This is a genomic window from Rossellomorea arthrocnemi (assembly GCF_904424705.1).
Lineage (GTDB): Bacteria > Bacillota > Bacilli > Bacillales > Bacillaceae_B > Rossellomorea > Rossellomorea arthrocnemi.
The window spans coordinates 545113-562732 of record NZ_CAJGBF010000001.1 but is presented as its reverse complement, the minus strand read 5'-3'; the positions used below and the strand labels follow the sequence as shown (position 1 = coordinate 562732).

22 protein-coding genes and 1 pseudogene are annotated in these 17620 nt (G+C 45.4%); 14 read left to right on the top strand and 9 right to left on the bottom strand.

What is annotated here, in order from left to right:
• On the top strand, nucleotides 1-177 hold a 177-nt coding region (locus tag BAA9072_RS02860), incomplete at its 5' end, for a KGG domain-containing protein (RefSeq protein WP_330999259.1).
• Nucleotides 178-227: 50 nt separating this feature from the next.
• A pseudogene (locus BAA9072_RS02855) lies at nucleotides 228-455 on the top strand (KGG domain-containing protein); the annotation flags it as partial.
• 123 nt (nucleotides 456-578) lie between these two features.
• Here BAA9072_RS02855 and BAA9072_RS02850 read toward each other — a convergent pair.
• From BAA9072_RS02850 to coxB, 5 genes are all read right to left on the bottom strand, one after another.
• Nucleotides 579-815, bottom strand: coding sequence for a hypothetical protein (locus BAA9072_RS02850; RefSeq protein WP_201713153.1), 237 nt, complete (start codon nucleotides 813-815; stop codon nucleotides 579-581).
• A gap of 642 nt (nucleotides 816-1457) precedes the next feature.
• Nucleotides 1458-1724: a hypothetical protein gene (locus BAA9072_RS02845; RefSeq protein ID WP_201713152.1), complete on the bottom strand. Its 267-nt coding sequence runs from the start codon at nucleotides 1722-1724 to the stop codon at nucleotides 1458-1460.
• 2 nt (nucleotides 1725-1726) lie between these two features.
• The gene (locus tag BAA9072_RS02840; RefSeq protein WP_201713151.1) at nucleotides 1727-2311 is read right to left on the bottom strand and encodes a cytochrome c oxidase subunit 3; all 585 of its coding nucleotides are present in this window, start codon (nucleotides 2309-2311) and stop codon (nucleotides 1727-1729) included.
• Nucleotides 2308-4176, bottom strand: coding sequence for a cytochrome c oxidase subunit I (locus BAA9072_RS02835; protein WP_201713208.1), 1869 nt, complete (start codon nucleotides 4174-4176; stop codon nucleotides 2308-2310). Before BAA9072_RS02835 ends, BAA9072_RS02840 begins: the two co-directional genes overlap by 4 nt.
• A 114-nt stretch (nucleotides 4177-4290) precedes the next feature.
• Nucleotides 4291-5283, bottom strand: a complete 993-nt coding sequence (coxB, locus tag BAA9072_RS02830) for a cytochrome c oxidase subunit II (protein WP_201713150.1) — start codon at nucleotides 5281-5283, stop codon at nucleotides 4291-4293.
• Between the two features lie 263 nt (nucleotides 5284-5546).
• Here coxB and BAA9072_RS02825 point away from each other — a divergent pair, with 263 nt between their 5' ends.
• Entirely contained in the window at nucleotides 5547-6104 is a 558-nt protein-coding gene (locus BAA9072_RS02825; protein WP_201713149.1) for a CBO0543 family protein, read from the top strand.
• 247 nt (nucleotides 6105-6351) lie between these two features.
• Nucleotides 6352-7125: a PAS domain S-box protein gene (locus BAA9072_RS02820; protein ID WP_201713148.1), complete on the top strand. Its 774-nt coding sequence runs from the start codon at nucleotides 6352-6354 to the stop codon at nucleotides 7123-7125.
• A gap of 67 nt (nucleotides 7126-7192) precedes the next feature.
• Here the strand turns inward: BAA9072_RS02820 and BAA9072_RS02815 are convergent, their stop codons facing one another.
• Nucleotides 7193-7462: a DUF3243 domain-containing protein gene (locus tag BAA9072_RS02815; protein ID WP_201713147.1), complete on the bottom strand. Its 270-nt coding sequence runs from the start codon at nucleotides 7460-7462 to the stop codon at nucleotides 7193-7195.
• Between the two features lie 191 nt (nucleotides 7463-7653).
• Between BAA9072_RS02815 and BAA9072_RS02810 the strand changes: the two genes are divergently transcribed.
• The 6 genes from BAA9072_RS02810 to BAA9072_RS02785 all read left to right on the top strand — a co-directional run bounded on the left by BAA9072_RS02810 (nucleotide 7654) and on the right by BAA9072_RS02785 (nucleotide 11920).
• The gene (locus tag BAA9072_RS02810) at nucleotides 7654-8532 is read left to right on the top strand and encodes a DUF6843 domain-containing protein (protein WP_201713146.1); all 879 of its coding nucleotides are present in this window, start codon (nucleotides 7654-7656) and stop codon (nucleotides 8530-8532) included.
• A 53-nt stretch (nucleotides 8533-8585) separates the two neighbouring features.
• Entirely contained in the window at nucleotides 8586-8981 is a 396-nt protein-coding gene (locus BAA9072_RS02805; RefSeq protein ID WP_201713145.1) for a nuclear transport factor 2 family protein, read from the top strand.
• A 106-nt stretch (nucleotides 8982-9087) separates the two neighbouring features.
• Nucleotides 9088-9480, top strand: coding sequence for a DUF5412 domain-containing protein (locus BAA9072_RS02800; protein ID WP_201713144.1), 393 nt, complete (start codon nucleotides 9088-9090; stop codon nucleotides 9478-9480).
• Nucleotides 9481-9660: 180 nt separating this feature from the next.
• Entirely contained in the window at nucleotides 9661-10113 is a 453-nt protein-coding gene (locus tag BAA9072_RS02795) for a helix-turn-helix domain-containing protein (RefSeq protein ID WP_201713143.1), read from the top strand.
• Between the two features lie 198 nt (nucleotides 10114-10311).
• Entirely contained in the window at nucleotides 10312-10992 is a 681-nt protein-coding gene (locus tag BAA9072_RS02790) for an adenine nucleotide alpha hydrolase (RefSeq protein WP_201713142.1), read from the top strand.
• A gap of 64 nt (nucleotides 10993-11056) precedes the next feature.
• Nucleotides 11057-11920 (top strand): protein phosphatase 2C domain-containing protein, encoded by an 864-nt coding sequence (locus tag BAA9072_RS02785; RefSeq protein WP_201713141.1) that lies wholly within the window; start codon nucleotides 11057-11059, stop codon nucleotides 11918-11920.
• Nucleotides 11921-12047: 127 nt separating this feature from the next.
• Here the strand turns inward: BAA9072_RS02785 and ahpF are convergent, their stop codons facing one another.
• Nucleotides 12048-13574 (bottom strand): alkyl hydroperoxide reductase subunit F, encoded by a 1527-nt coding sequence (ahpF, locus tag BAA9072_RS02780; RefSeq protein WP_201713140.1) that lies wholly within the window; start codon nucleotides 13572-13574, stop codon nucleotides 12048-12050.
• 12 nt (nucleotides 13575-13586) lie between these two features.
• Nucleotides 13587-14150 carry an alkyl hydroperoxide reductase subunit C gene (ahpC, locus tag BAA9072_RS02775; protein ID WP_034761584.1) on the bottom strand — a complete coding sequence of 188 codons (564 nt, stop codon included), beginning with the start codon at nucleotides 14148-14150 and terminating at the stop codon, nucleotides 13587-13589.
• A gap of 140 nt (nucleotides 14151-14290) precedes the next feature.
• On the opposite strand from ahpC, the gene BAA9072_RS02770 reads away from it, so the two are divergent.
• The gene (locus BAA9072_RS02770) at nucleotides 14291-14749 is read left to right on the top strand and encodes a hypothetical protein (protein WP_201713139.1); all 459 of its coding nucleotides are present in this window, start codon (nucleotides 14291-14293) and stop codon (nucleotides 14747-14749) included.
• Nucleotides 14750-14773: 24 nt separating this feature from the next.
• Nucleotides 14774-14989: a hypothetical protein gene (locus BAA9072_RS02765; protein ID WP_201713138.1), complete on the top strand. Its 216-nt coding sequence runs from the start codon at nucleotides 14774-14776 to the stop codon at nucleotides 14987-14989.
• Nucleotides 14990-15015: 26 nt separating this feature from the next.
• Here the strand turns inward: BAA9072_RS02765 and BAA9072_RS02760 are convergent, their stop codons facing one another.
• Entirely contained in the window at nucleotides 15016-15480 is a 465-nt protein-coding gene (locus BAA9072_RS02760; RefSeq protein ID WP_201713137.1) for a UPF0158 family protein, read from the bottom strand.
• An 87-nt stretch (nucleotides 15481-15567) separates the two neighbouring features.
• Here BAA9072_RS02760 and BAA9072_RS02755 point away from each other — a divergent pair, with 87 nt between their 5' ends.
• Both BAA9072_RS02755 and BAA9072_RS02750 read left to right on the top strand, forming a co-directional pair.
• Nucleotides 15568-16881, top strand: coding sequence for an MFS transporter (locus BAA9072_RS02755; RefSeq protein WP_230980730.1), 1314 nt, complete (start codon nucleotides 15568-15570; stop codon nucleotides 16879-16881).
• Complete coding sequence (locus tag BAA9072_RS02750) at nucleotides 16835-17455, top strand: TetR/AcrR family transcriptional regulator (protein ID WP_201713136.1); 621 nt, start codon at nucleotides 16835-16837, stop codon at nucleotides 17453-17455. Before BAA9072_RS02755 ends, BAA9072_RS02750 begins: the two co-directional genes overlap by 47 nt.
• Nucleotides 17456-17620 lie beyond the last annotated feature (165 nt).

Here is a 17620-nt window from a genome sequence, read left to right as displayed (position 1 = left end):
AACCATGACAAAGAATTCTACCAGGAGATCGGTGAAAAAGGTGGAGAAGCGACTTCGGACAATCATGACAAGAAATTTTATCAGGAAATCGGCGCGAAAGGCGGAAGCCAGTCGAGTAATTCGGGCAACGCAAACAATTCAAATAGCTCGAATACCTCAAATAGCAACAATAAATAGTCGGATGATTTCATAAGCCAATTTCACAAAATATAAGGAGGACTTTAATCATGGCAAACAATAACAACAACAGCAACAACAGCAACAACAGCAACAGCAACAACAAAATGAGTTATGAAGAAGCTGGCCGTAAAGGCGGAGAGCAAACAGCGAAGAACCATGACAAAGAATTCTACCAGGAGATCGGTGAAAAAGGTGGAGAAGCGACTTCGGACAATCATGACAAGAAATTTTATCAGGAAATCGGCGCGAAAGGCGGAAGCCAGTCGAGTAATTCGGGCACTTCCAACAGCTCAAACAATTCAAGTAACTCCAACAGCAATAACTAGCCGAGGATCACGAAAGAAGACCTGTCCATTCGATGACAGGTCTTCTTTTTTTGAGCCATAAAAAGCAGACCATTATCGAGCAGTGGTATTCAACCTGCGTAATAATCGCTCTAATTGGGTCAAGGCAGCCTCTATATCAGGGAATGCTGCCTCAGAGTCACTCTCGGTGATGATAAATGCTTCGGCTTCTTTGGAATAAGAAACCAACAATACTTCAGTATCATGTTCAGAAAATGAATGGGTGATGTCACATTCGGCATAAGTTTGAAGGGTCTTTAAGATGGTGAACAGTTCACTATTTTGTGACATTATCAACATCTCCTTTCTTGCAAAAAGGGAAGAAATTTGTCTGATTTTTGGCTAATTTTAACATAAAAGCAAGATGTTTTTAAGGGAGAAAAGTAGTGTTTTGCTTGTAGGGTTATAGTGAAAATGAAGTGGCGGTATGGGTGGAAGATTGACTAGATAGATCAGGGAGCAGACATGCTCCCTGGTGGGTTTTCCACTAAAATGAATGGGGTATCGGCACGCCCGGTACCAGCCGGAGTCTACGCAGTTCCCCCTCGCTATTAAACGAGATTTGAGTGACAGTACACTAGTGACAAAAGGCAATCGAAAGAGGAGGACGTTAATCGCTCAATATTTAGAAAAAAGCTAGAGTTAAAATGTAAGGTGCTCGAGTCCTGCGGGAATAGCGGGAAATGCAGAAAAGCGGAGGCGGCTCGTTCAGTCCCGACAAGCATAAGCTAAATGGGCTAAGAAGGCGTTCTTTGCCTTCTTGGTCCATTTAGCTTATGACCTCGAGGGGCTAGCCGCCGGAGCTAGACAAGTTGAGACCCCGCAGGGCAAAGCCTGAAGAGGCTAACTCACGCCCCACGGAAAGTGAGCACCTTTCGTCCCAATCAACTAGCACTCACTAATTAAAAAGCAACAAAGTTTGCGAAAACAGCCTTATTTTAAAAGGAATAAATATAGAAAAGTGAGCCCTCCAATTAGCAGCCCGCTTGATAAGGAAAGCCATTTCCACTTGGTGATGGGTGTCCTGGTTCTCATCAATACTGTTATCTGCAGACTGATCGATAAAAAGGCAAGGGATAAAAGCGCTGTGAAGAGGAGAGTATGATTCAGTGTTTCCTTGTAGAATTCCACCAGTAAATACCCCCCGCAAGCAGAACCAATCACGATGACATAAAGAAGGAAGAATGTCATTTTATTCATGCTTATCCCACCTTTCCATACAGATAGACGAGGGTGAAGATCAATACCCACACAAGGTCCACAAAGTGCCAATAGAGGGAAAAGACCGCAAGTCTCGAGGAGTTCTCCCTGCAATGGCCATTCAAGACTAAGTGAATGAGTAAGATCCCCATCCAGAGGACTCCTGTCAGCACATGAAGTCCGTGGGTCCCGACCAATAAATAAAAGGAAGACAGGAATGGACTGGTATCCAATGCATAGCCTTTTTCGTAGTAGTGGATAAACTCTCTGGATTCCATCATCAAAAATACGCCTCCAAGCAGAAGTGTCACGAGTAATAGGAGGAGTGTCTGTTTCGTTTTTTCCCTTTCACTCGATTTAACACAGGCATAGATGGTGAAGCTGCTTGAAAGGAGAAGGACCGTTGAGAGCATCACACTTTTCAACTCCATCATTTGTTCACTGGATGGGCCATCTGAGATGTGGGATTTGAGGGTAAGGTATACCCCGAACAGGGAAGCGAAGATAACAACCTCCGCTGCAATAAAGAACCACATGGCAAGCAACTTGTCCTGCTTTTGTTCGGTTACGAATGTATGTTGATTCATTGGGACCGTTTCCTCCTTTCTGCCCGTAATTCATTAGGAGTATAAGGTGTCCATGTTCGTCCGGCTGTGAATGAACGTAGAGTCAGCATTCCAATGACACTGGCTAAACCAAACCATTGCAAGGGTGGAAAGGCAAAGATAAAGCCAAATGAAGAGACGAAAAGGGCTCCTGCCAGCATCAGGGGCTGAGACGTGTGATTCGATACATTAATAATGTCTTCTTCCCCAGCTGTTTGAATGGTCCCATCCCCTTTTTGCTTCTCATACCAGAGTTGATCGATTGTTGTGAGGACCGGCAGATGGATGAAATTCCCGAGAGGAGGGGGGGATGCGATCGACCACTCAAGGGTGCGTCCGTCCCAAGGATCCCCGGTGAGATCACGCTTTCCGTTCCGGTAACTCCAGTAGATGTTCCAAAGAAAGATCATTACGGCAGCAGCCATGAGAAAGGCTCCAATCGTGCTGATGAGATTCAATGTCCCCAAGCCGTCACTCTTTAAATACGTGAAAACACGGCGGGGCATCCCATTCAAGCCCATGAGATGCATCGGGAAGAAGGTAATATGAAAGCCGATGGTGAAGAACCAGAAATGCCACTTCCCCAATGTTTCATTGAGTAAAAAACCGAACATTTTCGGCCACCAATAATACACACCTGCAAAAATCCCCAGAATCGTTCCACCGACAATGACATAATGGAAATGTCCGACCACAAAATAACTATCGTGGTACTGATAATCGGCAGGAGCCGACGAAAGCATGACACCTGTGGCACCGCCGATGAGAAAGGTTGGGATGAACGCCAGTGAAAATAACATGGCGGTCTTAAACCGGATGACCCCTCCCCGAAGTGTGAAGAGCCAGTTGAAGATTTTGATGCCTGTCGGGACTGCTATGGACATGGTGGCGAGGGCAAAGATGGCATTGGAGATCGGTCCGAGCCCCACCGTAAACATGTGATGGATCCACACCATGAAACCAAGAAAGCCGATCAGCACAAGGGCAAAGACCATAGCAGGGTAGGCAAAAAGGTTCCGTCTTGAAAAGGTGGTGATCACGTCGGAAAAGATGCCAAAAGCCGGCAGGATTAAAATATATACTTCAGGGTGACCGAAGATCCAGAATAAATGCTGCCAAATAAGAGGATTTCCCTCAGTTCCCGTCAAGAAAGCCGTGCCGTACACCCGGTCCATCGTTAATAGTAACAAGGCAACAGTAAGGGCGGGAAAGGCAAATAATATTAAAATGGATGTGACAAATGAAGACCATGTGAATAAAGGCAGTCTCATAAAAGTAAGCCCAGGAGCCCGTTTTCTAATGATGGTCACCAGAAAATTAATGGCGGATATAATTGTACCGGCACCAGCGATTTGAATGCCAATGGCATAATAATCAAGACCAGGGCCGGGAGTATAGACATCCAGGCTAAGTGGGGCAAAGCCGGTCCACCCTGCAGAAGGTGATCCTCCCAGAACAAAGCTGATATTAACCAACGCCCCTCCAATAAGAAACAGCCAAAAGCTCAGCAGGTTGAGATAGGGGAAAGCTAAGTCCCTAGCCCCTATTTGAAGGGGAACGGCGACATTCATAAGCCCGATCAATAAAGGCATGGCTACGAAGAAGATCATCGTAGTGCCGTGGGTCGTCATCATTTGGTTATACTTTTCACCTTGAAAGACCCAGAACTGATTTTCCGGGAGTGCGAGCTGGAGCCGGATGATCAGGGCATCCAGACCACCTCGTAGAAAAAAGGCACCGCCTGCCGCCATGTATAAGATGCCTACTTTATGATGATGGGTGGAGGTTGCGAAGTTCCATGCCCACTTCCACTTTTTTAAGTATGTCAATAAGAAGAAGGCAGCCATTCCCATGATGAGAATGGAGATGTCTGCCGCAATGATATCAGAGGGGAATACGAATTCCCGTCCGAAAAGGGTGTACTTGATATCCATATTCACCACCTCCTAATGGCCAAAAGTTTATTCTTCTAATCGCGAAAGATATTCGCTTAATGCATGAAGGTCTTCCTCCGTTAAATCCGGAAAACCGGGCATGTTGATATCGGGTTTGAAAGAAGACGGGTCCTTGATCCATTTTTCTACATTTTCGTCCGTATTCTTCACGACATTCCCTATCCGCTCTTTATCGGAAAATCCGGCCAGGTTGGGCCCTTCGCTTCTTTCTGCAGGTGACACGGCATGGCAGCTTAAGCATTTAGATATGAAGATTTTCTTTCCTTTTTCAGCCGCCGGGGTTAGATTTTCAGGTGCTTTTTCCTTTGATTTTTTATCCTTCCATTGATTGAATTGGTTTTCTCCGACCGCGTGAATCTTGAATCTCATGAAAGAATGGGAAGCTCCGCACAACTCTGCACATTGTCCCTTGTAGACCCCTTCCTCCGATGCATTCAGGGTAAGAGTGTTGTTCTTTCCTGGTATGAGATCCTTTTTTCCACCGAGCTTCGGCACCCAAAAGGAATGAATGACATCATCGGATTTCAAATGGAACACGACTGGCTGATCCACTGGTATGTATGCTTCGTTGGTCAGGGTGATGTCCTGATCGGGATAGTGGACCTCCCACCAATACTGGTGTCCCGTCACTTCAATTTCCAATGGATTTTCACTTTTTTCATCCGAATGGGCAAGGGAGAAGGTTCCTTTCACAGTAGGGACTGCAAGGATCGTCAATAAGAGAATGGGGATGACAGTCCACGTCACCTCCATTTTCTTATTCCCTTTGACATATGAAGGGGTGAAACCGCGGCGCTCAGGTGTTTCTCTATACTTCCATGTGAAATACACAAACATGGAAAACACAATAAAAAAAACCAACAGCATAATCGCAATGGAAATTTGGAATAAGTTCAATTGAAGTTCAGCCACCGTACCTTTGGGATCAAGTACCTTTAAAGAGCTGCAGCCGGTGAGGAAAAGAACGGACATCAAAATACCGCAACAAAGACGCTTCATGGTATCCCCCTCTCAAAATTTTTTGTGACCATCCAAAAGTAGAAATAGGACGATTCTTCAAGCAGTAGGCCTTTCCATACATACCCCTACCTCAAATGTGGTGGTATTAAACAAAAAAATTAAAAAATGGCGGATATTAGGGAATTCGTACCAGGATGGAGAGTGAAGAAAGAATATAATCTCTTTAATAGCAGACAATAGGAACAAAACCTGCAATAAGGCACTTTCTAAAAATGAATCATACATGATTAAGGAGATAGCATATGCAAGAACGATATGATCACATAAGAGAAAAGGCTCTGGAAGTGACCCGGGAAAATATCGCTTATTGGCTGGATAACTGTTTTCTGTCTTTCCGCTGGTGGTTCATCGTTATTCTCTTAATCCTGACCTGGATGGTGTTTATCCGGTTAACGAGAAACGACAAGAATAAGCCTAAACTTCTATTCCTCGGTCTGGTATGGATAATCGTCGCGGCAAACTTAGACGGTATCGGTTTTGACCTCGGGTTGTGGGGCTATCCCGGGCAATTAATCCCGGTTTTACCGAAAGCGTACTTATTCGACTATGGCCTCATACCTGTAACCTACATGCTTCTATATAAATATTTTCCCAGAGGGAAGGCATTCTTTTATGCCACTATTATTCTGGCGGCTGGAGGTTCGTTTATAGGAGAAATATTTTTTGAATGGCTGCACATTTACAAAATATATCACTGGGAGTTATGGTGGTCATTTTTCATTTATATCCTTCTTTCCTATATCAACAGGGGAATAGTTGAGTATGTTTTTAGAAAAAGTAGCGAGAATAAGGAGGGTTGATGACATTGAGGGGGAAACAAGCAAGCATTATCTTATGGCTGTTGATCGGTAGTACGATTTTATCATCCATATTCAGCCTCATCATGATGACCGGGTTGAATTCAATCAACAAAAAGCTTTGATAAACCTAATGAGCTAACATGAGGAAATGTTGGCTTTTTCTGGTTTGAAGAGATTGTCAACTCCTCCCATCGCCCTTGCTATCTATTAAAACAACCTGTATCGTAAAAGGAAAAGGAGTGATAGTGTGAATGTTTCGATTGCAGAAGTGGATTATTTAGAAGTTATGGAATATTCACGGGATCCACTCATTATTCATACGGACTATAAAGTCCTGTACATAAACCATGCAGCGGAAGAGTTCTTTAGAAGCAACAAAGAAAACATGATCGGCGCGAGTCCCCTCGATATTTTCCAGGAAAGCTCTAAGGACGCCATCAGGCAGAGAATACAATCGGCGTATGAAAAGCCGGCAGATGTCATAGAAGAAACGATTTACCGTATGGATGGATCGACAGTAGAGGTTGAATTGTATTGTCACCCTGTGAAAGTGGGAGAAAGTATGGCCATTCAAACGTATGTCTGGGATGTGACGAAACGGAAAGAAACGGAAAAGCATCAGCAAGACATGAATGAGGAAATCAATGAATTGTCTGCTACGCTTGTGCCCCTTTTGGATGATGTGGCCGTTCTACCGTTGAGAGGGAAAATCAATCAAGAGAAAGCCACGGCCCTCCTGGAATTAATACCTGTCAAACTAAAGGATAAAAGTGTCGATCGCTTAATCATAGATTTTTCCGGTGTATATGCGTTAGATCGTATGGTCATCGATTATCTCTTCAGGATTACCAACGTTTCATCCCTCCTCGGTGTGCGTTCCATCATAACCGGCATTAGGCCTGAATTAGCGGTTGAAGCAACCAATATGGGCATTGACTTATCCTCATTTCCCGCAGTGGCAACGGTTAAAGATGCCCTTTCATACATTGGAATGACTTTAAAAGAACAGGTTGGGAACTAATTATAAGACTATTGATTAGGATAAAGCCCCCAAGGCATGCATAAATGGGGGCTTTCGCCTGTGTACTTTAATTGGTTTGGTCAGCCAGTTTCACTAACACATGGGCCATATGTTCCCGTTCTTCCTTGTTGGCGACATTCCACATTTCATTCAGTACTTTCTGCTCCCGGTTCCGAGGTTCTTCATGCTCGGCTAAATAGTCAGCCACGCGCTTAGCCCCTTTAGAAAGAGCTTCCTCACTGAGCCCCAATTTTTCTCCCTTGTGAACCTGATCTCCTAAATAGTTCTTAAAAGAATCGTACTGCTCCAGAATTTCTTCCTTTTTGTCTTCATTCATTTTTGCGGCTGCTTGTTTCGGATCGTGTGTGATAATGAATTCCTCCTTTATAGGTTGTACTAGTGTATTTCCCGTGTACAATATCGTTAAACAAGGGAGAGCACATCGGAGGAGAGTCTTCCAACTTCATACAATTTATGGTATGATTTTTTGTGAAAACATTCACAATCGGAGCTTTGGGAGGTTGGCAGATGAATAAATTCAAAACGGGCCTTTACACAAGTCTGATTCTTTCCAGTATTATGATGATCCTCAGCATAACGGACGGGGGGCTTTGGATCTTTGGAATTGTCCTGATCTATTCACTGGCAGGGAACCTGGCATACGGGATCCCCGTTTCACTGCTGTCTGATTGGTTGACAAGGAAGCTTGAGAAGGGACGGATGATGGCAGCAGGTTTCATCCACGCTTTCTTTGGTGGCCTCACCTATATTGTCATCGACGGATTTGCCTGGTTTGCCGTGATCTGTGCGGTGATCTTTTTCTTCATTGATGAGTGGTTGAAAAGGAAGGATAAAGCAGATGTTGACCGGGTGAATAAGCAATTTTATTTCTCATTATTGAGCGTTGTATCCGTGTTGGTGGTTGTGATTCTTGCCGTGAATTGGCTCCCTGGTAAAGATCATGGAGAAAGGGCCAAGAACCGTTTCTTGATCCCTGAAGGGTTTGAAGGCACGATTGTCATCTTTTATGGTATGTCTGATCGGCCTGCCCTTGAAAAAGACGGGAAGGTTTCCGTCATTCCTGTAGAGGTTGAAAGCTTACCTACTTTGATGAGAACTGATATTGAACGGTATGGAATCTATCAAACTTCTACACAAAATATGGGATTCAGTCAGAGTCAGTATTTCTATGAGGATGGAGCGGGAAATCGTACTCCCATCCCAGCTGAGTGTGTGTACCGGAGGGGAGGGGGCGGTATGACCGGCGCCGATGGGGAACAGGTGGAATACGATGAAGTACAGGTGACTAACTCAGCGTGCAGCGGAGACTTTTCTTTGGACGGCAATCAGCGATACTCTGCTCAGGGACGGGAGATTGTGAAGTACTATAATGAAATTTGGGATTGAGTTTACGACTCTATTTTGAAATAATTGGTAGTACTATGGTTTAAGAGGTTTCCATGAATAATCATCCATTTAGAGGAGCATTGGACGCATTTTTAGAAGCTTGGAAGAATTCTTCAATCAGAGAGCTTGAGAGCTTCTTTTCTACCGATTATCAAGCCAGGGAAGTCAGGGATGGAGACATCGTGGATTTTGGATATGAGGAATCGATCGAAGGCTGGAAGCAGGGATTTGATTTTGTGAAAGAGCACCCTGCAGAGTGGGAAATCCGGGAAGTGTCCGTCATTCCCCTGAAAGAGGATGAAATGATGGCCATCCTTTCCGCCACGATTGTAATCGATGGAAAGCCGATGCAAACATGCAACCTCTTCTTTGATACCTTTAAAAAGCAAAATCAATGGAAATTAATAAGAAGCTACATCGAGGCAGGAGTAATGAGAGAAGTGAAATGATTAGAAAGAAGGAGACCAGAAGAGGGACGGACCTCAAAATAGGCTTCGAAGAGTTGGATAACCCGGCGATTTGAGGTCCGTCCCTCTAAGAAAAGGAGTACATAAGATGGGATTAGATTCTGGTGTGGATACTGAAAGGAAAGTGGTCTTTGCTGTTTTGGGTTTCTTTGTTGTGTGTGTGATAGCATTTGGGGTGTATGGGGTGTATTGGGCTTTTTATGATATGGACAGGCTGCCGGAAGGAGAGTTTCTCACAGAAGAACCATCCCCCGATGGGAAATACACGGTGCGGGCATATGTCACGAATGGTGGAGCGACGGTTTCCTATGCGGTCAGAGGCGAACTGGTATATAACGACAAAGAGAACAAGACGAAAAACATTTACTGGAATTACCGGGATGAGACGGCAGAGATTTCGTGGACGGATCAAGATACAGTGGTGATCAATGGAGTGTCGTTGGATGTGCCTGGTGATGAGTTTGATTTTCGGCATCAATGAAGGTGATCTGCTGTTTCAGGTCACTTTTTTTATGTGAACGGATGATACGTGAATCCTTGATATAGCGGGGATTTTTCCATGTCAACGTGGGGTTGCGGGTATGTGCAACGGTTCCGTTCTTTACGATTGAAGGACTATGGGCAACAATGGAATTATCAACAATGAAAGGTGACTGATGGAATGGTTTTTGGGGAGAAGTTAAAGAGGGAGAGAAACAATAAAGGGTGGTCCCAGGGGGAATTGGCCGAGCAGCTATTTGTCAGCAGACAATCGGTTTCGAAATGGGAGAACGGACAGAACTATCCGAGCATCGAAATCATCATCCGGTTGAGTGATTTGTTCGGTGTGACGATTGATGAATTATTAAGGAGTGATGAAGAGTTGACGGAGAAGGTTATTAAAGACAGTAAGAAGCTGGCTTATCCGAGGGTGAAATTTATCTTCGATGTGTTGTTTTTAATAGGAATTATCTTATTGGCCATCAAATTGATTGTCCTGGGAGTAAACCACTTCACTTCGATGGATGCGGTTTTATATGGAGGTTCTTTCTTGTGGAATTTTGGTCCTCTGATCCTCATGCTGGGTGGGGGCTTCGGTTCTGGAGTGGTGAAGGATAAATATAAAGAGGAGTAGGGGTATACAGTGAAGTATGATTGAATGAAAAAAGGTCAAAGGTGACCCTGTATATCACAAAATAGTATAAGGATAATGAGATAATCAACTAAAGAGGCTAAATGGCCTCTTTTTTTTGCGAGAAGAAGTTTGAGTTCCTGGTTCAGGTTTGGAATAATAAATATTGAGAAAACTCATTGGGAAAACAGGGAGGTCAACATGAAAACAGTCATAGCATTCAGCGGTGGAAAAGATTCAACTCTGGCATTATATAACATTCAACAAAATCCGGATTTCGAGGTGGACTCACTTCTCGTGACTCTGACGGAGGGATTCAACCGGGTATCGATCCATGGGGTCAGGTATGAATTGTTGAAGAAGCAGTCAAAGTCCCTGGGGATTCCACTCCGTGAAGTCTGGATCCCGCAAGACTGCCCGAATAAAGTGTATCAGGAGCGGATGGAAAAAGCGGTCTCCGGTATGCTTTCGGACGGGGTCACGCATATGGTCTTTGGGGATATCCATCTGGAGGATGTTCGGGCATATCGTGAGGAAATGCTTGCAGAAACGGGCATCATCCCGATCTTTCCTCTCTGGAACAGACCCGTGGAGGAGCTGGGCCGTGAATTCATCGGGCTCGGATTCAAAACCGTTCTCACCTGCATCGATTTGGAACAGTTGGATCAAGAGTTCGCCGGGAGAGTATATGATGGTGATTTTCTAAAAGACTATCCTGAGAACTGCGATGTGTGCGGGGAGAATGGGGAATTTCATACATATGTATTTGACGGTCCAAACTTTGAATTTCCGATTGAGTATGAACTGGGTGAGGAGAGAGTGACACCGGACTTGGTGACGGGTCGGGACCGGTTTATGTATCGGGATGTGGTCCCTAAGTGAGTGAATGGAGAAAATCCAGATAGATTCGTAGATTTGCTGAAATAAAATATAAGGAAGTGTTCACATGAAACTACATCACATCACTATAAAAGGGGACGGACCTCTAAACGAGGATGCATTGATCTTTAATGAGCAACAGTCCCTATTCGGAGTCGCTGATGGGGTCTCCTCCCTTGTTCCATTCACCTCAAAAGAGAACCTGACAGGCGGGTACATCGCCTCCCATACGGTGAAGGATGCATTGGAATGTCTTGAAAAGGAGGATCAAACACTAGTCCAAACCTTATCAAACATTAATGATCGTTTACATAGCAAAATGAATGAATACGGAATCAACCACAATCGGAAGGAACAACTGTGGGGCACGGCTCTTGCCGTGGTTCGCATCCTTGATCACGGGATCGAGTTTATCCAGACGGGGGATTGTATGATCCTCGCCGTATATGAGAGCGGAGAGGTCCGTCCCTTGACGAGGCTGCAGGTGGATCACCTGGAGGAGACAGCGATTGAAATGTGGAGAGAATGCATCCGAAGAGGGTACCGGAAGAAAAATGAAATAATGCCTTATGTGAAGGAACAGCTGATTGCGAACAGGCAGTTGAGTAATCGGGAGAATGGATACGGTGTCCTGAACGGGGAGCCGGAAGCCCGTGATTATTTCGAATACGGGAAGATCAACAAGGTGGGGCTGACTCAACTGATCCTGCTGACGGATGGATTGTTCCTTCCTTCAGAATCAATCCCAGAGGGAGAATCTTATTGGGAATTCACAGCCTGCAGCATCCTCGAAAAAGGAATCGGAAAATATGCTGCAGACCTGATCGACCTGGAAGAATCCGACCCCGAATGCATCACCTACCCAAGATTCAAAAAAAGCGATGACAAAGCAGGAATCGTAATCGACTTTTGGAGAGGGACGGACCTCTAAACGAAGCCAGCATACATGGTTGCGGAATAATTTAGAGGGACGGACCTCGAAATCCGTCCAAAAGGGTTTATCCTCAAGACGAAAAGAGGTCCGTCCCTCTAAAACAAGGTCGGACCTCTACATTCATTTAGTTGCGAATCAGGTAGTCGAATGCGCCTAGTGAGGCGGTGGCTCCTGATCCCATGGAGATGATGATCTGGTTATATGCGTTGTCTGTACAGTCTCCTGCGGCGAATACGCCGGGGACGTTGGTGGCACCGTGTTTGTCTACCATGATTTCACCGAATTTCGTACGTTCGACAAGGTCGCCGAGCCAGTCTGTGTTTGGGACGAGGCCGATTTGGACGAATACACCTTGCAGCTCGACGTGTTTTTCTTCAAGAGTTTCACGGTCCTTATAAGTGATTCCATTCACCTTATCTGTACCCGTGATCTCCTGAGTCTGAGCGTTCGTGATCACGGTCACGTTCGGCAGGCTGTAAAGACGTTTCTGCAGCACATCGTCGGCTTTCAGTTCAGGATTGAACTCAAGGACCGTTACATGCTTGACGATTCCGGCAAGATCGATGGCTGCTTCGATTCCGGAGTTTCCTCCGCCGATGACAGCGACATCTTTCCCTTCGAACAGTGGTCCGTCACAGTGAGGGCAGTATGCCACTCCTTTGTTCTTGAACTTCTCTTCACCAGGAACGCCGATGTTACGCCAGCGTGCACCTGTTGAGATGATCAGACTCTTACTCTTCAGGACTGCGCCGTTTTCAAGCTCAAGCTCCACAAGGTCTTTCTTCTCAAGGCGGCTTGCTCGATGAAGGTTCATGACATCAATGCCATAGTCCTTCACGTGCTCTTCAAGGCTCGCCACAAGCTTAGGACCTTCCGTTTGCTTCACACTGATGAAGTTTTCGATACTCATTGTGTCAAGGACCTGACCTCCGAAGCGCTCAGCAACGATTCCTGTACGGATGCCTTTACGTGCAGCATAAATCGCCGCACTTGCTCCCGCAGGTCCGCCACCGACGACAAGGACGTCATACGGGTCTTTATCCGATAGCTCATCTGCACCTGGACCTTCGACGATTTTAGAAAGAATTTCTTCTAACGTCGTGCGTCCGCCGTTGAAGAATTCCGCATTCAGGTAGACAGCAGGAACGGCCATGACGTTCTTGCGTTCCACTTCATCCTTGAATGCAGCTCCGTCGATCATCGTGTGGGTGATATTCGGGTTCAGGACACTCATGATGTTCAGTGCCTGCACCACATCAGGACAGTTGTGACAGCTTAGGCTGACATACGTTTCGAAGTGGTGTTCGCCTTTGACGCTCTTGATCTGGTCAATGACGCTTTGATCCACTTTCGGCGCTCTGCCGCTCACTTGAAGGAGAGCCAGGACCAGAGAGGTGAATTCATGTCCAAGGGGAATCCCGGCAAAAATGATGCCGGTCTCCTCACCAGGACGATTCACGCTGAAGCTTGGTGTTCTTGTCAGTTCTTCTTTTTCAACACTGATACGGGATGACATGGAAGCTAGCTCCTCAACAAGAGCCAGCATTTCCTTCGACGTGTCATCGTCGCCTGCACTGACTTTCAGGACGATGTCGCCTTCCATCATCTGCAGGTATTGTTCTAATTGTGCTTTAATATCTGCTTCAAGCATGCGTAGCACTCCTTATAATTTACCAACTAGATCAAGGCTTGGCTTAAGGGTTTCAGAACCTTCCTGCCATTTAGCCGGGCAAACTTCGCCTGGGTTGTTGCGCACATATTGTGCCGCCTTAATTTTGCTTACTAGAATGTCTGCATCACGGCCGATTCCGCCTGCATTGATTTCAACAGCCTGGATCACGCCATCCGGATCGATGATGAAAGTTCCGCGGTCAGCAAGACCATCTTCTTCATTTAATACATCGAAACCGCGAGTGATACGTTGTGAAGGATCACCGATCATAGCGTATTTGATTTTACCGATTTTTTCAGAGCTGTCATGCCAGCCTTTATGTGTGAAATGAGTGTCCGTAGAAACTGAATACACTTCTACGCCAAGCTCTTTAAGAGTTTCATAATTATTCTGAAGGTCTTCAAGTTCTGTCGGGCATACAAATGTGAAGTCCGCAGGGTAGAAGCAGAAAATGCTCCATTGACCTTTCAGGCTTTCGTCTGTCACAGTGATGAACTCACCGTCTTTGAATGCTTCTGCTTTAAATGGTACGACTTGTGAACCGATTAATGACATAGTGTAAATTCCTCCTAATAGTTGGTTGTGATTGAGAATCATTAACAGATTGTAATAATTCTAATTCGATATTCATTATTATATAAATGCGTTTTTTTGTCAAGGGAAAAGATTAGAGTTTTAAAAAGGGGGAGATTGAATTGAAAAAGTTTCTATTGATTATGTTACTCATCATGCTCCTGCCTATCCACATCTACGCTGCATCACCAATGGTCATAGGAGAAGGAAGTGCCGGCGGTTTTCATTATAACGTCATAAAAGATGGCCGAACGTTTCTCTGGGAAATTGGACATGAAAAACATAAGAAGACGATACAAGAAGACAGTGAGAATGAAAAAAGCCTTGAGAGTTTTCGGGCGTCGGTGAATCAAGCGGAAAGTCACCGTTTCACTCTGATTCTATCGGCAGGGTATGTTGTCATTGTCGGCGTTACGACCTTGATTTTTTATAAAAAACGTAGGCATATCCCTTTATCGGCTGGAATCATTATTACCTGTTTGGCTGGAGGTGCGTTGTATTGTGCGGTTACGTCCTTTACAGGCATGCAGGCGGCTCTTTGGGATGCAGGGTATTATTACGGGGGATTGTTGGTGGAATGAAAATACATAAAAGGAGAAATGGCCATGAAAGCTGTCTTTCTCGATCGTAATGGAACAATCGGAGGAACGGGTGGCGGGATGCATCCTATGGACTTTGAACTGTATTCTTTTACACCTGCTGCCATTCGGAAGCTGGGAGGGAATAGAGGCGGAGTAGGGTGGATGCCCTTCGTGGATGAAAGGAGATATCTCTTAACTGGCAACCTGGTTTTTCAGTGCACTTATTTCATAAATTTGTAGGTTGAGAGTGGACTCTTTCTCCACTCTCACTCAACCCCCACCCCATTAAACTCACACCACCGCAATGCTACAGCTCTGTAACATTCGTGCCTGAATGCAAACCATTCTTCCTTTTTCCTTAACTGATCCACCTGGTCTTTGAATCTTCTAAACGCTCCATGTCCTTGAATAGCTGAAATCAGCCGTTCTCTAGCGTGACCTTCCTCCTGGGAATAGCAGAAGCTTTCCATCATCAGGTATTCATTGATTTCCTCTTTGTCCGGGAGTTCAAGATAATGTGAGTTATGCTCGATCACATCTTCTGCCTGGGCATATTCAATCTGTTCCCAGTCTTCAAGCTCGTCGATGGGCTCTTCATCTTCCGCCTTTATGAGGATCTCTTTGGAAACCATTACGACCGATCCCGTCTCCAAATGTAGATAATAGTAAAATTCATCAAACTGTGATTCCATTTCTTTAATGAGCATGTCTATATTTACAGGTTTGGGCATAAACAGACCTCCGTTTCTTATAAGCTAAGTATAACTATTTTTAAAAAATCTAAAAGTTTATTGTAAAATGACATTGGTGTCGTTATAATGAAATTAACGAAAACGACACCGATGTCATTTTTATGGAGAGGGAGATGTGGAATGGGTACTTCATTACGGAAAAATAAACCGTTCATCACGTTGATGACGGCGCAGGCAATTTCAGGCTTGGGGGATTGGTTGAGTATTGTGGCGATCATTACGCTGGTTGGGTTAAAATGGGAAGCGACACCGATGCAGATGTCGTTGATCATTCTGAGTCTCGCCCTGCCGATGGCTTTACTCGGACCGGTCACGGGAACGATTGCCGACCGGATGGAACGGAAGACGTTGATGATGTTTTCCGACGTGGTGAGGGGTGTATTGATTCTGCTCCTGACACTGGCAACGAATGTGTGGATGGTATACGGTTGTTTGTTCCTGACGGGGATCTTCTCCTCGGTTTTCATTCCGGCAAAAAACGGGAAACTGAAAGAACTGGTGCAGGATGAACAAATCAAGGGGGCAATGTCCCTGTCCTCCACCATCGATTCGGGTACGAAGGTCATCGGACCCCTTGTCAGCGGGATTCTCGTATCCCTGATCGGAACGTACAACGTCTTCTATCTCGACTCCGCCACCTTCTTCCTTTCAGCCATCCTCATCTTCCTGTTGCCGAAAGCCGTAAAGGAAGTCGAAGTCGAGAAGAGGGACGGACCTTCCTTCAAGAAGGAAATCAAAGTTGGATTCTCTTTTATTAAGAAAAGCCGTTTCTTATTATACGGATTGTTTTTACTCGGGGTCAGCTTATTGATCCTTCAGTTATCGGATTCTCAAATCATTGTCCTCTTAAGGCAGCTGACGGATGTATCACCAGATTTATTCGGATATACCGTAACGAGTGCAGGCGTCGGAATGCTGCTTACAGGGATATTTCTTTCAAAAAAGACCGATTACAACGCGTTCCTTTATATGTGTTTCGGCGTGCTTGGGATCGGCGCAGGATTTGGCCCGATGGCGATTCTTACCCATTATGACCTCAGTCTGTCGATTGTCTGGGTTCCGCTCCTGGGACTTATCGCAGGGGCATCTGCGGGATTCGTATTCATCCCGTTCCAGGCTGCAACCCAGGAGAAGACACCGGTTCATATGACGGGAAGGGTCTTCGGGGTCGTCAACAGTACCACGACGACGGCCACGATCATCGGGCCGTTAGCAGGAGGAACCCTTGCCACGATCATCGGGATCATTCCGTCCTTCATCGTGACGAGTTCCTTATTGATTCTTTTATTCATCATTTCAATCGCCGTAAAGGATAAAGTAGAGGAGGAGACGGATGTCACCGAAAGTCAGTCAACAACACAAGGAGCAACGCCGCTCTAACTTATTAGAAGCAGCGAGAGACGTTTTCATCGAGCATGGCTATGAAAACACCACCATGAAGCATGTCATGGAGCGGGCTGGCGTCAGCAGGGGCGGATTGTATCAGTACTTTGAAAATAAAGAGGATCTCTTCGAAGCCTTGATCGCGGAAGAACTGAGGGAGGCAATCGAAGGAAGCATCGAGGCAATGTTGAAAAAGCAGGGCTCATACTGGGATGTCCTGCTCATGAGCTTCCTAGGGGAGAGTAAAAAGGCAACCAATCATATGGATGCCCTCGCCCCTTCCAAGCTTGAATATTTCATTACCGGACGCCATGATGAAAGCAGGAAGGAGCATGCCAGGAAACGATTCCTCCACGCTTATCAAATGACCGTCAACATCATCGAAGAAGGCGTCAAAGCGGGGGAATTTTCTCCTCGTTTTGAACCTGAGGTGATAGCCAAGGCAATCATTTCCCATATCGATGGAATGGCGATGGACCACGCAATTCTCGATTCGGAGACGATCCAGTTGAAGGAGCAGACGGAGTGGCTGATGGGGTATGTGAAGTGGGGACTTGGTGTGGAGGAGTAAATGATGGGTGCGAAAAGGGGGGCGCTGATATATTTCTTTTTTCGCTGATAAAATCGATTTTTCGATGATATATCGAAACTATCGATATATCAAAAATTCCGCTGATAAAAGCTTCTCAGCCGTTGCCCTCACTCCAAAAAAAGAAGAGAAACAGGTTCCTTACAA